The organism is Streptomyces sp. NPDC051136, assembly GCF_044455745.1.
In the GTDB taxonomy this organism is placed as follows: Bacteria; Actinomycetota; Actinomycetes; order Streptomycetales; family Streptomycetaceae; genus Streptomyces.
Genome location: NZ_JBITFE010000014.1, coordinates 131021 through 144453 on the forward strand (window position 1 = coordinate 131021; position 13433 = coordinate 144453).

The 13433-nt window shown below is 74.8% G+C and carries 12 protein-coding genes and 2 pseudogenes; 5 read left to right on the top strand and 9 right to left on the bottom strand.

Going from position 1 to position 13433, the window contains the following annotated elements; translation table 11 throughout:
* Window positions 1–89: 89 nt before the first annotated feature.
* Window positions 90–1577, top strand: a complete 1488-nt coding sequence (locus ACIBCJ_RS32995) for an MFS transporter (protein ID WP_365981399.1) — start codon at window positions 90–92, stop codon at window positions 1575–1577.
* On the opposite strand, the gene ACIBCJ_RS33000 is transcribed toward ACIBCJ_RS32995, so the two are convergent.
* Entirely contained in the window at window positions 1541–2479 is a 939-nt protein-coding gene (locus ACIBCJ_RS33000; protein WP_365981370.1) for a DMT family transporter, read from the bottom strand. The two genes, ACIBCJ_RS32995 and ACIBCJ_RS33000, sit on opposite strands and share 37 nt — an antisense overlap.
* 215 nt (window positions 2480–2694) lie before the next feature.
* Between ACIBCJ_RS33000 and ACIBCJ_RS33005 the strand changes: the two genes are divergently transcribed.
* Entirely contained in the window at window positions 2695–3444 is a 750-nt protein-coding gene (locus ACIBCJ_RS33005) for a hypothetical protein (protein WP_365981371.1), read from the top strand.
* A 26-nt stretch (window positions 3445–3470) separates the two neighbouring features.
* Here ACIBCJ_RS33005 and ACIBCJ_RS33010 read toward each other — a convergent pair whose 3' ends face one another.
* The 4 genes and pseudogenes from ACIBCJ_RS33010 to ACIBCJ_RS33025 form a co-directional block, all read right to left on the bottom strand.
* Window positions 3471–3962, bottom strand: coding sequence for an MSMEG_6728 family protein (locus ACIBCJ_RS33010; protein WP_362513837.1), 492 nt, complete (start codon window positions 3960–3962; stop codon window positions 3471–3473).
* A 16-nt stretch (window positions 3963–3978) separates the two neighbouring features.
* Window positions 3979–4200: a hypothetical protein gene (locus tag ACIBCJ_RS33015; RefSeq protein WP_362104117.1), complete on the bottom strand. Its 222-nt coding sequence runs from the start codon at window positions 4198–4200 to the stop codon at window positions 3979–3981.
* The gene (locus tag ACIBCJ_RS33020; RefSeq protein WP_365981372.1) at window positions 4197–5192 is read right to left on the bottom strand and encodes a phytoene/squalene synthase family protein; all 996 of its coding nucleotides are present in this window, start codon (window positions 5190–5192) and stop codon (window positions 4197–4199) included. The genes ACIBCJ_RS33015 and ACIBCJ_RS33020 overlap by 4 nt, the downstream gene beginning before the upstream one ends.
* A pseudogene (locus ACIBCJ_RS33025) lies at window positions 5189–5449 on the bottom strand (phytoene synthase); the annotation flags it as partial. The gene ACIBCJ_RS33020 and the pseudogene ACIBCJ_RS33025, both read right to left, overlap by 4 nt.
* Before the next feature lie 351 nt (window positions 5450–5800).
* Between ACIBCJ_RS33025 and ACIBCJ_RS33030 the strand changes: the two are divergent.
* Window positions 5801–7003: a lycopene cyclase family protein gene (locus tag ACIBCJ_RS33030; protein ID WP_362513840.1), complete on the top strand. Its 1203-nt coding sequence runs from the start codon at window positions 5801–5803 to the stop codon at window positions 7001–7003.
* Between the two features lie 38 nt (window positions 7004–7041).
* Window positions 7042–7755: pseudogene (locus ACIBCJ_RS33035) on the top strand (methyltransferase domain-containing protein); the annotation flags it as partial.
* Between the two features lie 336 nt (window positions 7756–8091).
* Here ACIBCJ_RS33035 and ACIBCJ_RS33040 read toward each other — a convergent pair.
* The 3 genes from ACIBCJ_RS33040 to ACIBCJ_RS33050 form a co-directional block, all read right to left on the bottom strand.
* Window positions 8092–8970 carry an SDR family oxidoreductase gene (locus tag ACIBCJ_RS33040; RefSeq protein WP_365981373.1) on the bottom strand — a complete coding sequence of 293 codons (879 nt, stop codon included), beginning with the start codon at window positions 8968–8970 and terminating at the stop codon, window positions 8092–8094.
* Between the two features lie 105 nt (window positions 8971–9075).
* Window positions 9076–10695: an NAD(P)/FAD-dependent oxidoreductase gene (locus tag ACIBCJ_RS33045; RefSeq protein ID WP_365981375.1), complete on the bottom strand. Its 1620-nt coding sequence runs from the start codon at window positions 10693–10695 to the stop codon at window positions 9076–9078.
* Window positions 10688–11206 carry an SRPBCC family protein gene (locus tag ACIBCJ_RS33050; protein WP_365981376.1) on the bottom strand — a complete coding sequence of 173 codons (519 nt, stop codon included), beginning with the start codon at window positions 11204–11206 and terminating at the stop codon, window positions 10688–10690. Before ACIBCJ_RS33050 ends, ACIBCJ_RS33045 begins: the two co-directional genes overlap by 8 nt.
* A 386-nt stretch (window positions 11207–11592) precedes the next feature.
* Here ACIBCJ_RS33050 and ACIBCJ_RS33055 point away from each other — a divergent pair, with 386 nt between their 5' ends.
* Window positions 11593–12762, top strand: coding sequence for a S1 family peptidase (locus ACIBCJ_RS33055; RefSeq protein WP_365981377.1), 1170 nt, complete (start codon window positions 11593–11595; stop codon window positions 12760–12762).
* Window positions 12763–12883: 121 nt separating this feature from the next.
* Here the strand turns inward: ACIBCJ_RS33055 and ACIBCJ_RS33060 are convergent, their stop codons facing one another.
* Window positions 12884–13327, bottom strand: a complete 444-nt coding sequence (locus ACIBCJ_RS33060; RefSeq protein WP_362104131.1) for a hypothetical protein — start codon at window positions 13325–13327, stop codon at window positions 12884–12886.
* Between the last annotated feature and the right edge of the window lie 106 nt (window positions 13328–13433).

Here is a 13433-nt window from a genome sequence, read left to right on the forward strand (position 1 = left end):
TCAGGCGAACTGTGACGGAGCGACAGGAAGGCAGCGGCGTGGTCGACGCGAAGCCCGACGGCGGGTCCGGCCCCCGGAACGGGGCCGGGATGCCGAGCACGGTCGCGCACCTGCCGCGGCAGGTGCGCGAGGAACTGGCCCGCCGGCTGCGCCGCACCAAGCGGGCCTTTCGCGAGGAGGACGTCCAGGTCGTCGAGGGGCCGCTGCTCAAGCGCGCGGTCGGGGCCTCGGCGCTCGGCAACTGCATGGAGTGGTTCGACTTCGGCGTCTACAGCTATCTGGCCGCCACCATCGGGAAGGTCTTCTTCCCCGGCGCCTCCCCCGCCGCCCAGGTCATCTCCTCGTTCGCCACCTTCGCCGCGGCCTTCGTCGTCCGTCCGCTCGGCGGTCTGGTCTTCGGCCCGCTCGGGGACCGCCTCGGCCGGCAGAAGGTCCTCGCCACCACCATGATCATGATGGCGCTCGGCACCTTCTCCATCGGCCTGATCCCCAGCTACGCCACCATCGGCATCGCCGCCCCGGTCCTGCTGCTGCTCGCCCGGATGGTCCAGGGCTTCTCCACCGGCGGCGAGTACGGCGGCGCCACCACCTTCGTCGCCGAGTACTCACCCGACCGGCGGCGCGGCTTCCTCTCCAGCTGGCTCGACTTCGGCACCTTCGTCGGCTACGCCCTGGGCTCGGCGCTGGTCACCGTCCTGAACCTGTCGCTGACCGACGACCAGATGCTCGCCTGGGGCTGGCGGCTGCCGTTCCTGATCGCCGGCCCCCTCGGCGTCATCGGCCTGTACATGCGGCTCAAGCTGGAGGAGTCCCCCGCCTTCCAGCAGCAGCTCGACGAGCACGAGAAGGGGCTGGCCCAGGAGTCGGCGGGCAGCGAGTTCAGAACCATCGTGCGCGACCACTGGCGTCCGCTGCTCGTCTGCATGGGCCTGGTGCTGCTCTACAACGTCACCAACTACATGGTCACCGGCTATCTGCCGACGTACCAGACGGAGACGCTGGGCCGCTCCAGCGGTTTCGCGGACGTGCTGGTGCTGATCGGCATGGTGTGGATCGTGCTGCTGATCACCTTCCTCGGCCGGCTCAGCGACCACGTCGGCCGCCGCCCCCTGTACGCCGTCGGCGCCGCGGCGATGATCGTCCTCGCCGTCCCGGCGTTCCTGCTGCTGAGGTCGGACGGCGTGTGGGCACCGGTCCTCGGGGTGCTGCTGCTGTCCACCCTGCTGGCCTGCTTCGCCGCGCCCAGCGCCGCCACCCTCCCGGCGCTGTTCCCGACCGCCGTGCGCTACGCCGCCATGGCCATCGGCTTCAACTTCGCCGTCGCGGCCTTCGGCGGCACCACGCCGCTGGTCACCGAGGCGCTGGTGAGCCTCACCGGCGACGACCTGATGCCCGCCTACTACCTGATGGTCGCCGGTGCCGTCGGCCTGGCGACCGTGAGGTTCCTGCCCGAGAGCGCCCAGGTACCGCTGAACGGCTCGCAGCCCATGGTCGGCTCCCGGCAGGAGCAGCGTGAGCTCATCACGATCTCGAAGGACCTCTACAGCTTCTCCAAAGACCGCTCGACGACCACCTGAGGCCCCGTCGCGGACCGTCGTCCGCGCGCGAACGGGAGCGAGGCGCCCGACCCGAGGGCGACCCCGGCGAAGACCAGGGCGCTGCCCGCGGCCTGGGCGAGCCCGTAGGACCCCGTGCCGACGAGCGGTGCGGTGCCGGCGGCGGCGACCGGGATCAGCCCGGAGAAGAGGGTGGCGCGCTCGGCCCCGATCCGCTGCATGCCCATGTACCAGCACACGAAGCCGACGACGGTGACCACCACCGCCTGCCACAGCAGCGCGCCCGCCTCCACCGCGTCCGGCCGGCGCAGCCACCCGGCCCCGTCGGCCAGGACACCCGCCAGGGCGGACTCGGCCGCCGCGACGCCGCAGACCACGGCGGACAGCAGCCGCGGGCCCAGCGGCCGCAGCACGGGCACCGCGAGGACGGCGAACCCCACCTCGCCGGCGAGCGCACACACGGAGAAGGCGATGCCCGCGCCATCGGTGCGCCCCCAGCCCTGGACCGTGAACGCCCCCACGGCCACGAACAGCGCCCCGTACAGGACGAGGCGTTGCGGGCGCCGCCCCTCCAGCAACGGGACGAGGACGGCGACCACCACGGGCGCGCAGCCCACGAAGACGCCCGGCACCGCGGGCTCCGCGGTGCGTTCCGCGGCGAGGACGGCGAGGTTGAATCCGACCATGCCCACGGCCGCGAGCAGCGCCAGGCGGACCCAGTGGCCGGGGCCGAGCGCCCGCAGCCGGGCGGTCGCGCCGGGGCCCGCCAGCGGGACGAGCAGCAGGAAGGCAAGGCCGTAGCGCAGGAACTGGCCGCCCGCGTAGGGGTAGTCACCCAGCAGGCTGTTGGCGGTGAAGGAGCCCCCGACGAGGACACAGGCGAGCGCGGCCGGCAGGGCTCCGCGCGAGGTGGTTCGGTTCATGACCACGACGCTAGGGACCGGGGCGGCTCGTCACGGGGTCCACTTCTGGTGCGCCGTCGGGGACCAATCGCGCCGGACGCCATGCACCCGCCCGTCACGAATCCTCCATCACGTGCATGATCCCTCCATCGCGGGTAGTCGGAGAGTCCCGATGCCAACACATCGGTACAGCAAGTGATTTGACGGTAATGAACCGACATGGGGAGGGATTTCCGGTGCGCACCAGCAAAGTGGCCATCGCAGTGGCGAGCGCGAGCGTCTGTGTTTCCTTACTGGCCGGCTGCGGCGGCGGTTCGGAGGACGAGGGCAAGCCGTTCGAGGGGCAGAGCGCCGACGACATCGCCGCCAAGGCCGTCGAGGCCACCCGGCAGGCGAAGTCCGTGCACGTGAAGGGCGACACCCGCACGGAGGACGGCAGCACCGTCACCGTCGACGTCTCGGTCGACCAGGAGAAGAACTGCCAGGGCACCATCGGCGCCGGCGAGACCCGGGCGGACGTGCGGCACACCGACGCGACCCTCTACCTGCGGGGCGACGAGCAGTACTGGCAGACGGCCCTGAAGCAGCAGCCCGACGCGGCGCAGAAGATGGCGCCCAAGCTCACGGACAAGTGGGTGAAGATGCCGGCGAACGACGCCACGACCGCCGGGGTCTGCGACAAGCAGGGCTTCATCGCCGCCATGGACGAGGACGAGTCGGAGCGCAAGGGCATGAAGCGCGGCTCCACGACGGACGTGAACGGCGAGGAGGCCCTGGCGCTGACCAAGGACGCCGCGGGAGGCGAGAAGCTCACGCTCTACGTCGCAACGGAGGGCGAGCCGTACATTCTCAAGACCACGACCGAGGGCGGCGAGAGCCCCGGCAGCGTCACGTTCAGCGAGTACGGCGAGACGGTGGCCCCCGAGCAGCCGCCGGCCGACGAGACGGTCGACATGAAGGAACTGGCGGGCGAGCAGCAGACCTGACCGCACCGCCCCTCCCCCTGCCCGCCCTAGGGGGTGCCGCCCCCCGGCTCCCCGCGCTCCCGGTCCGAGTCCGGCCACACGTAGGGCAGGTCGTCGGGGACTCCGGGGAACAGCTCGGCGTACACCTCGGGTTGCTTGCGGACCAGGGCCGAGCGGTGGCTGCGGTGGAAGGCCTCGTCGCCGAGCCAGGGCGGCAGTTCCCCGGCGGCGGCCAGCTCCGACTGGTCCCGCACCGGTTCCCCCGGACGGATCTCGGCGAGCCCGGCGACGAGTGAGGCCGCACAGCTGTCCTGGTGTCCCTCCTCGCGCCAGACCCGGCAGACGTCCAGGCCGTAGCGGACCAGGGCCTCCTCGTAGCCCGTCCACATCCGCACCGCGGGGTGCCGGCGCCAGCCGTAGCCGGGCACGGTGAGTCCGCGCAGCACCTGAAGTGCCTCCACGCGCTGTTTGCCGAGGCGGCGTCGGTCCAGCACCAGGGCCGAGTCCCGGAAGCCGGGGTGGGGGAGGAAGGTCTGCATCGGGGTGACACTCCGTTCAGCCGGGGAACCGGCCGCGGGCCCGCAGGTGCCCGCGGCGTTCGGCGTGGGCGAGGTCGTCGCGCCGCAGGTGGCAGGCGGCGGCCCGCATCGGTTCGGGGGCGGCCGCGAGGGCGGGCCGTGCCGCGCGCCACGTCGGCCGCTGCCGCTCGGCAGGGAGCCGCGCGGCGCCGCAGCCGCAAGTGAAGGCGCCCCGGCGGGGGCGGGGGTCCGGGCTCATCGGGGCTCCCTCACGTCGAGGGCGTCGACGCGGAGGGGCACCGGCGTCGGTGCGCGCCGGGCGCCGAGCCGGGCGGTGAGCACGCGGAACAGCCCGTCGGCCGCGACGGCCGCGCGGCGCCGCCGGGGCACCACCGCGCGATGGTGCAGGACCGCGTACCCGCCGTCCGCGACGGTGTCGAGGATGTTCCGGTAGAGCAGGAAGGCGGCGCGGATGCAGGGCCGTGCGACGGGGTCGAGCATGGCGAGTCCGGGCTCCGCCTCGCGGTAGACGCCCCGGGTGAGGTCCTCGGCGGTCCGCAGCGCGGCGGTGATGCGCGCGTCGCGGCGGCCGGTGCGCCTGCTCCACAGCAGCAGGTCCCGGTGGACGCCGTGCGCGGCGAGCAGGTCGGCGGGGAGGTAGATCCGGCCGCGGTCCAGGTCCTCGCCGACGTCCCGCAGGAAGTTGGTCAGCTGGAAGGCGACCCCCAGGGCGGCGGCGTGCGGGGCGGCCACGGCGCGGGCGGTCACGGTGCCGAGCACCGGGAGCATCTGGAGGCCGATGACGGCGGCCGAGCCGTGCATGTAGGTGCGCAGGTCGGCGTAGGTGGCGTAGTCGGTGACCGTGAGGTCGGCGCGCATGGAGGCCATGAAGTCGGTGAAGTGCCCCGGTTCGATGGCGTACCGGGCGGCCGTGTCGGCCAGGGCGACGACCACGGGCTCGTCGGCGGGCCGGCCGCCGGTGAGCGCCCGCCGCAGGAGCCGGTCGAGGCGGGCGAGTGCGGCGGCGCGCTCGGCGGGCGTGGCGGCGGACCCCGTGTCGTCGACGATGTCGTCGGCCCACCGCGCGAACCCGTACAGGGCGTGCACGGCCGGCCTGCGGCCGGCGGGCAGGAGGCGGGTGGCCAGGAAGTAGGTGCGCCCGTGGCGGGCGTTGAGGAGCCGGCACCGGGCGTAGGCGGCCCGCAGCTCCGGATCGGTGATGCCGGCGGCGTCCAGTTCGCGCCCGGTCATCGCCGCCCGCCCTTCGCCGCCCCGGTGCGGGCCGGTGCGCCGGTGACGCGGGCGGCGGCCGGTGCCCCGGAGACCGGGACGGTCGGCACGCCGACGCCCGGGGTGGTTCCGCAGCCCGCGAGGACCGCGTCGCCGGTGCCGCGCACCGGGCTGCGCGGACGGAAGGGGCCGGTCCGCGCGAAGGGGTGGGCGACCGGGAACGGGGTACCGGCGGCATGCCCCTGCGCGGTCCGGTCGGCGGGTGTCACCAGGCACTCCCGGGCCCCGGCCACCACGACGTGGTCGGTGCGCCCGGTCGGCGTCCGCGTCATCGCGCGCCCCGGACCGCGGGCGGTCCGTCCGGCCGGTGGTTGCCGTTCTCGGCCGTGCTGGGGCGCATCGCGGATCCTCTCGTGTGGTCGGGCGTCATGCCTTCCCCCCTTCGCCTCCGGCGCGACGCCACCGGGGCCGGATCCGTCCGGCAGTCACCCGCCCGGTGGTATCGCTCGCCGGGCGGGTACCCGTACCACGGTGTTCAGCGTGCCGTTCACGCCCACGGACGGCACCGGACGGAATACTCCGCCGGACCGGAGCGAACCGGCGGGGCGGACGGACGGCTAGGAGGCGGCGTGCTCGACGCGGACATCGTGGTCGTCGGTGCCGGGGCGGCGGGTCTCTCCCTGGCCCACCGGCTCCCCGCACCGGCGCCGCACGCGGCGGCACCCTCCGTGGTCCTGGTCGACCCGCCGCCGGGACCGCTGCGGCCCCCGCGCCGCACCTGGTGCTTCTGGGAGGCCGGGCCCGGGCGCTTCGACCGGGCGACGACCGCGACGTGGGAGTGGCTGCGGGTGCACGGCCGGGACGGTGCGGTCGTCCGTCGGCACATCGCGCCCGCCCGCTACAAGATGATCCGCTCCGACGACTTCGAGGCGCTGGTGGAGCGGGACCTGAAGGGCCGTCCGGGGCTGCGGCGCGTCGAGGCCACCGTCGACGGAGTGACCGGCCTGCCGGACGGCACCGTGCGGGTGGCGGCCACGGACGCGACGGGCTCCCGGACGGATCTGAGAGCCCGCTGGGTCTTCGACTCGCGCCCGCCCGACCGGTTGCCGGCCGCCCGCACCCGTCTGCTCCAGCACTTCCGCGGCTGGTTCGTCCGTACCGAGCGGCCGGTCTTCGACCCGGAGGTGGTCGACCTGATGGACTTCCGCACCGCGCAGCCGCGGCGGGGCCTGTCGTTCGGCTACGTGCTGCCGACGGGGCGGCACACCGCGCTGGTCGAGTACACCGAGTTCGGCCCGGCGCCCCTGTCGACCGAGGCGTACGACCGCGCCCTGGACGACTACACGCGCCGCGTGCTGCGCACCGGTGCGCTGGAGGTGCTGTCCACCGAACAGGGCGTCATCCCGATGACCGACGCCGTCTTCGAGCGGCGGGCCGCGGGCAGCGACCGCGTCTTCCGGATCGGCGTGGCGGGCGGGGCCACCCGGGCGTCCACCGGCTACACCTTCGCGGCCGTGCAACGGCAGTCCGAGGCCGTCGCGCGTGCGGTGCGCGCCGGCCGCCGCCCGGTGCCGCCGCCCCCGCATCCGGCCCGCGCCCGGCTGATGGACGCGGTGCTGCTGCGCGCCCTGGACACCGGCCGGGTCGACGGGCCCGACCTCTTCTTCCAACTGTTCGACCGCGTGCCCGCCGCACGGCTGCTGCGCTTCCTCGACGGCCGCTCGGGGCTGTCCGAGGACCTCGCGCTCGGCCTGCGCGTCCCCGTCCTGCCGATGCTGCGTACGGCGGCCGAACTGCCGTGGCTGCGGCGCCGGCACCTGCCCGTCCGCTGAACCGCCGTCCGCCGAGAACCGACCGTCCGGGAGCCTCGATGCCCTTGCTGCGCGATGCCGCGCTGACCGACGCCTTCGACCGCGGGGCGGGCCACTACGACCGCCTCGTCGCGCTGAACCCCGGATATCACTCCCAGTTGCGCCGCTCCGCCGGCCGGCTGGGCCTCGCGGACGGCGGCGCCGGAAGCCGGGTGCTCGACCTCGGCTGCGGCACGGGAGCCTCGACGGCCGCCCTGGCCGCGGCTTTCCCCGCCGCCGAGATCGTCGGAGTGGACGCCTCGGCCGGCATGCTGGAGCGGGCTCGCGCCAAGCACTGGCCGGCACGGGTGCGCTTCGTGCACGCGCCGGCCGAGGAGCTGGAGCGGACCGAGGCCCACGGCCCCTTCGACGCGGTCCTCGCCGCCTACCTCTTCCGCAACCTGACCGACCCCGACACCGTCCTGCGCACGGTGCACGGGCTGCTCGCCCCCGCCGGCCGGCTGGCGGTGCACGAGTACGCACTCGGCGGCCGCCGCGCCGACCGGCTGATGTGGGACGCGGTGTGCCGGGGGGTCATCCTGCCGCTGGGGACGGCGACGGGCGACCGGGACCTGTACCGGCACCTGTGGCGCAGTGTCGCGGCGTTCGACACGGCTCCGGCGTTCGCGGCGCGGCTGGGGCGGGCCGGGTTCGCGGGGGTCCGTGTCCTGCCGCTGCCGGGCTGGCAGACGGGCCTCACCCACACCTTCGTCTGCCGGCGCGCCGACGCGGAAGCGGACGGGGCGGCGCCGAGGACGACGACGGAGACGGTGACGGAGACGGGATCAGGACCGGGGAGGCGGGTGGAAACGGAAAGGGCATCAGGACCGGGGACGCGGGTGGAAACGGAAACGGCATCAGGACCGGGGACGCGGGCGGAAACGGAAACGGCATCAGGACCGGGGACACGGGCCGGAACGGAGCCCGCGGTGGTGGACCGGGGGTCCGGGGGGTCCGGCGGTGCTTCGGCCCCCGGCGTCGGGTAGGCGGCACGCGTACCCGGCCGCGTCGGCTGCGAAGCGACCCGGCACTTCCCGGCGTGCCCGGTCGCCCCGCGAGGTTTCCGGCGGCTACTCCCCCTGGCCCGCCGCACGATCGGCCAGCCCGCCCGCGCCGAGCGGGCCGGTGTGGCCCAGGGGCTCCCTGGCCTCGAGCCGGGGCAGCTCGTGACGGGACAGCCGTGCGACCACGGGCGGCAGCGCCGTGCGGCCCACCTGGACCAGGCGCAGCCACCCCGGCACGTACACGGCGGTACGGCGGCGCTCCACGGCGCGGACCAGACGGGCGGCGACGTCGTCCGCGGGGAAGGTGCGGCGGGCCGGGGGTGGCATGTGGCCGCGCAGTTCCCGCAGGACCGGGTACCGGTCGGCGTCGCGGATCATGTCGGTGTCGATCCAGTTGAGGTAGGCGATGCCCACGGCGACGCCATGGTGGGCCACTTCGGCGCGCAGCGAGTGGGTGAAGCCCTCCACACCCGCCTTGGAGGCGCAGTAGGCGCTCATCATGGGGGCGGCGCCGAGCGAGGCCAGCGACGCGATCTGCAGGTGGTAGCCCGCGGTGTCGATGAGGTCCGGCAGGAAGGCCCGCGCGGTGTGGGCGCTGCCGGTCAGGTTCACGTCGACGACCCGGCTCCACTCGGCGGGGTCCGAGGTGGCGAACGGTCCGCCGTGGGCGATGCCCGCGTTGGCCACGACGACCGAGGGCTTGCCCAGGCGACGGCGCGTCTCGGCGGCCGCTTCGGCCAGCGCGGCGGGGTCGGTGACGTCGGTCTCGACGGCGAGCGCGGGGACCGGCAGGTCCGCCGCGAGGGCGTCCAGGTGCGGCTTCTCGAGGCCGAGCAGCGCGATCCGGGCGCCGCGGCGGGCGCAGGCGCGGGCCAGGGCGGCACCGAGTCCGCGCGCGGCGCCGGTCACCACGACGACACGATTCTGGAGGGGGCTGTCCGTCACCGCTCGGCCCTTTCCTCGAAGTTGCCCAGGACTACCGGGGGTTGCTCGGGATTGCTCGGGGGTCTGTCAGGGTTGCCCGGAGGTCCGCCGCACGGGCACCGGCGTTCACCTGCGGTCGCCGGCCCGGTCCCGCCGGGTCAGGACCCGCTGCACCCGGGCGAGCCCCGCGAACCGGTGCTGACGCAGGGCGGCTCGCGCGGCGTTGGCGCCTGGCGCGCCGTGCACGCCGCCTCCCGGGTGGGCGCCCGCGGAGGCGAGGAAGAGACCGCTCACCGGTGTCTCCGGCCGTCCGGTGCCGGGCACGGGCCGGAAGAAGAGTTGCTGGTGCATGGCGGTGGTGCCGCCGTTGATGGCCCCGCCCTCCAGGTTGGCGTCCATGGCCTGGAGCGTCGGCGGGGCGAGCACCCGGCGGGCCCGGATCAGCGTGCGGAAGCCGGGCGCGAACCGTTCCACCTGGCGTTCCACCCGGTCGGCCATCAGTTCCTGTTCCCTGGTGTCCCAGCTGCCGGTGATGCCCTCGTCGCCGGCGTCGGCGCGGATGTCGTGGGGCACGTGGGTGTAGGCCCACGCGGACTCGGTGCCGCTCGGTGAGCGCGTCGGGTCCGTGGTGGTCATCTGGCCGAACAGCGAGAAGGGGCGGTCGGGGACCTGCCGCATCGCGATCTGGGCGGCGAACCGGGTCAGTTCGTCCAGGCCGTCGGCGAGGTGCACGGTGCCGGCCCGTGCCGCTTCCTCGCACCGCCAGGGCACCGGCCCGTCCAGCGCCCAGTCGACCTTGAACGTGGCGAAGTCCCACTGGAAGCGCCGCAGGTCGGTGCGGACCTGGTCCGGCAGGTCGTCCGGGGCGACGAGCCGGCCGTAGAGGGCGGGCACGGAGACGTCCGCGAGGACGGCGCGTCGGGCGGCGACCGTCTCGCCGTCGGCGGTGCGCACACCGACCGCGCGCCGGTCGCGGACCAGGACCTGTTCGACTCGCCGTCCGCAGTGCAGGGTGCCGCCCCGGGCGCGCAACCGGTGGACCAGGGCTTCGGTGAGGGCTCCGGCGCCGCCGACGGGCACGGGGAAGCCGTAGGTCTGTCCGAGCATCGACATCAGCCAGCCGAAGCCGCCGCTGCCGGCCGCCTCGGGGGCGAGGTCGGCGTGCAGGGCGTTGCCCGCCAGGATCAGTTTGCCGCCCTCGCCGCGGAACTCCTCCTCGCCCATGCGGCGCACCGGCAGGACCAGGGTGCGGGCGAGCCTGAGACCTCCCGCGCCGCGCAGCCGCAGGGCGAGTCGCGCTCCGGCCCGCACCGGTGGGAACGGGGTGAACAGGGCGTCCACGATGTCGGCCCGGTAGCGGTCCCACACCTCGTGCAGTCCCTCCCAGGCGGCGCCGTCCCCGGGCGCGAAGGTGTCGAGGGAGGCGGCGGTGGCGGCGACGTCGCGGTCGAGGACGGCACAGGTGCCGTCGGTCAGCGGGTGGGCCAGCACGTGGGGCGCGTGGGCCCAGCGCAGCCCGTGGTCCTGCAACCGCAGTCCGCGCAGGATCGGGGAGGCGGCGGCGAGCGGGTAGAAGGAGCTGAACAGGTCGTTGACGAACCCGGGGGCGACCTCGTCGTCGTGGCGCACCGCGCCGCCCGGCTCGGGCTGCTCCTCGAGGACCGTCACGCTCCAGCCGGCGTCGGCCAGGAGGTTGGCCGCGACCAGGCCGTTGGGTCCGGCTCCGACCACGACGGCGTCAGGCACGGCCGGCTCCCGGCCGGTGGGTCACGGAGCCCGGCGCGCCGGACGGGTCGGGACGGCTCCGGTCGCCGGGCTGCGACCGGGCCTCGGACTCGCAGAGCTTCGCGAGCCTGGCGAGCATGGCGCGGTGCCGGATCTGGATCAGCGCCTCGACCCCGACGTTGTGCACCAGGCCGCCGGGCCCGCGCAGCGGGTGCTCGTCCACGATCACCAGGCACTGCTCGCCCCAGGGACGCAGTTCGATGGAGATGCGGGCCGTGCCGAGCGCGCCCGCCTTCGCCTCCAGCTCCAGTTCGGAGCCCTCCACGCAGTGCCTGACCACCGTCTCGTTGTTCAGCCGCAGAGGACCGAGCCGCACCTCGTACGCGATCGTCGCGCCGACCTGTGGCCACGTCCCGCTCTTGGGAGTGACCTCCGAGGGCCCCACCACCCATTCCACGTACAGGTCTCCGTCCGCGAGGACGTCCCAGACGGCCTCGGGGGTCGCCTGGATCAGCCTGTGCCGAACCGCCACGTGTGCCTCCCACGTCCAGTGGCCGTCATGGGGCCGTCATTGCGAGAACGCAGCCTGAGTGCCCCGTCCGAGGCGGGTCAACCAACGGAAGCGGGGCCGCCGGCGAACAGGGTGGGGCCGCTGGGGAACAGTGGGGTCGGCGGGAGCGGGGCAGGTCGCCGGGAGCGGGGCGGGAGCGGCGCGGAGCCGCCGGCAAGCGAGGCGGACTCCCCGGGGGCGCGAGCGGAGCCGGAGAAGGGGCGCCCCGGAAAGGCCCTGCATTGGCATGGACCTGATGACAACCGCTGGTTAAGCTCGGAGCGACCCGATGAGAGCGCTCTCAACCCGCGGTTGCGCCATGCCATCTGTTCCACCCCCACCTTGCTGGAACGACGAAGGGCAACTCCGTGAGACGCAGCAGACTCAGGCACCTCGGCCTGGCCGGACTCCTCGTGCTCGGCAGCCTCAGCGCGGTCGGCACGCTGCCGGCCTCGGCGGCCGACGCCCCCACCGCCTCCCCCTCCGGCGAGCAGCCGGCCTCCACCGGCCTCCTGGACGCCATGCGGCACGACTTCGGTCTCACCCGGGCCGAGGCCGAGGACCGGCTGGCGGCCGAACGCGAGGCCACCGACCTGGAACCCGCGGCACGCCGGGCCGCAGGAGAGGACTTCGGCGGCTCCTGGTTCGACGCCGGCACCGGAAGACTGACCGTGGCCGTCACCTCGGACGCCGCGTCCTCGACGGTGCGCGCGGTCCGCGCCACCGGCGCCGAGGTGCGCACCGTCCGGCACAGCGCGCGGCGACTGGACGCCGCCAAGGCACGTGTCGACCGCCTCGACGCCCCCTCCGGCGTCGCCAGTTGGCACGTCGACCAGCGCGCCAACGCCGTGGTCGTCGACGTGGTCGCGGGCCGGCGCGCTGACAACGATGTCCGCGGCTTCCTGGAGGAGGCCCGCCGGGCCGGGCCGGTCACGGTGAGCACGGTGCCGTCCGCTCCGCGGACCTTCGCCGCGGGCACCGTCGGCGGCGACCCCTACTACACCGGCAACGTCCGCTGCTCCATCGGCTTCTCGGTGCACGGCGGATTCGTCACCGCCGGTCACTGCGGCCGGGCGGGCGCCGGGGTGAGCGGCTGGGACGGCTCGTACATCGGGACGTTCCAGGGCTCCTCGTTCCCCGACAACGACTACGCGTGGGTCAGCGTGGGCAGCGGCTGGTGGACGGTGCCGGTCGTACTCGGCTGGGGCACGGTCTCCGACCAGCTCGTACGCGGCTCGAACGTGGCCCCCGTGGGCGCCTCGATCTGCCGCTCCGGGTCCACCACGCACTGGCACTGCGGCACCGTGCTCGCGCACAACGAGACGGTCAACTACAGCGACGGCGCGGTGGTGCACCAGCTGACCAAGACCAGTGTGTGCGCGGAGGGCGGCGACTCCGGCGGTTCCTTCATCAGCGGTGACCAGGCGCAGGGCGTCACCTCGGGCGGCTGGGGCAACTGCTCCGGCGGCGGGGAGACCTGGTTCCAGCCGGTCAACGAGATCCTCAACCGCTACGGCCTGACCCTGCACACGGCCTGACGGACCGTGCCGGGGAGGGCGGGCCGGTCTCCCGTCCGGCCTTCCCCGGCCACCGGCGCCCGTCACCGCCGCCAGGCCACCGGCGCTCCGGTCCCCCCGACGGCCACGCGCCCGGGCGGGCTCAGAAGATGCCGGGGCCGGTCCCCGGCTCCGGCGCGTCGGGGCCCGTCGCCGTGGTCAGCCGTCGATAGGCGGCCCGCGCGTGCACGAGGCGGGCCAGTGCCGTACCGACGAGGGCCGCGGCGAGCAGGCAGGCCAGCCACAACGCGTCCCGGCGGCCGGTCCACGTGAGCGTGCCGGCCGGCGGTACGGCGAAGCCGTTGAGGGACAGCCAGCACAGGACGGCCGTCCCCGGCGCGGCCGTGAACCGGGCGCACAGTCCGAGCAGGGCCGCCAGCAGGGAGAGCGCGACCAGGGCGAATCCCGGACGCCCCGAGCCCACGGTGCCGTTGAGGAGCGCGACCAGGAGCAGGGCGCCGCCGAACGCTCCCGCCCACACCAGGGGAGCCGCGACCGGCCTGGGAACGGGTCTGGCACCGCTGCCCAGGGGCACCCACTCGATCATGCTGACGGCTCCTTCCGGTCCCGGGCGCTCCGGCCACGACGCCGGACAACAGCCCTGTGGGCAGATTGTCCCACCGGGTCACGCGGTGCCGTGGTGCCCGGGGGCG

Excerpts from the sequence above, each read along its gene's own strand:
- ACIBCJ_RS33015 (WP_362104117.1), bottom strand. The coding sequence starts at position 4,200 with ATGAGCCCGGACCCCCGCCCCCGCCGGGGCGCCTTCACTTGCGGCTGC.
- ACIBCJ_RS33060 (WP_362104131.1), bottom strand. The coding sequence starts at position 13,327 with ATGATCGAGTGGGTGCCCCTGGGCAGCGGTGCCAGACCCGTTCCCAGG.
- ACIBCJ_RS33000 (WP_365981370.1), bottom strand. The coding sequence starts at position 2,479 with ATGAACCGAACCACCTCGCGCGGAGCCCTGCCGGCCGCGCTCGCCTGT.
- ACIBCJ_RS32995 (WP_365981399.1), top strand. The coding sequence starts at position 90 with ATGCCGAGCACGGTCGCGCACCTGCCGCGGCAGGTGCGCGAGGAACTG.
- ACIBCJ_RS33020 (WP_365981372.1), bottom strand. The coding sequence starts at position 5,192 with ATGACCGGGCGCGAACTGGACGCCGCCGGCATCACCGATCCGGAGCTG.
- ACIBCJ_RS33010 (WP_362513837.1), bottom strand. The coding sequence starts at position 3,962 with ATGCAGACCTTCCTCCCCCACCCCGGCTTCCGGGACTCGGCCCTGGTG.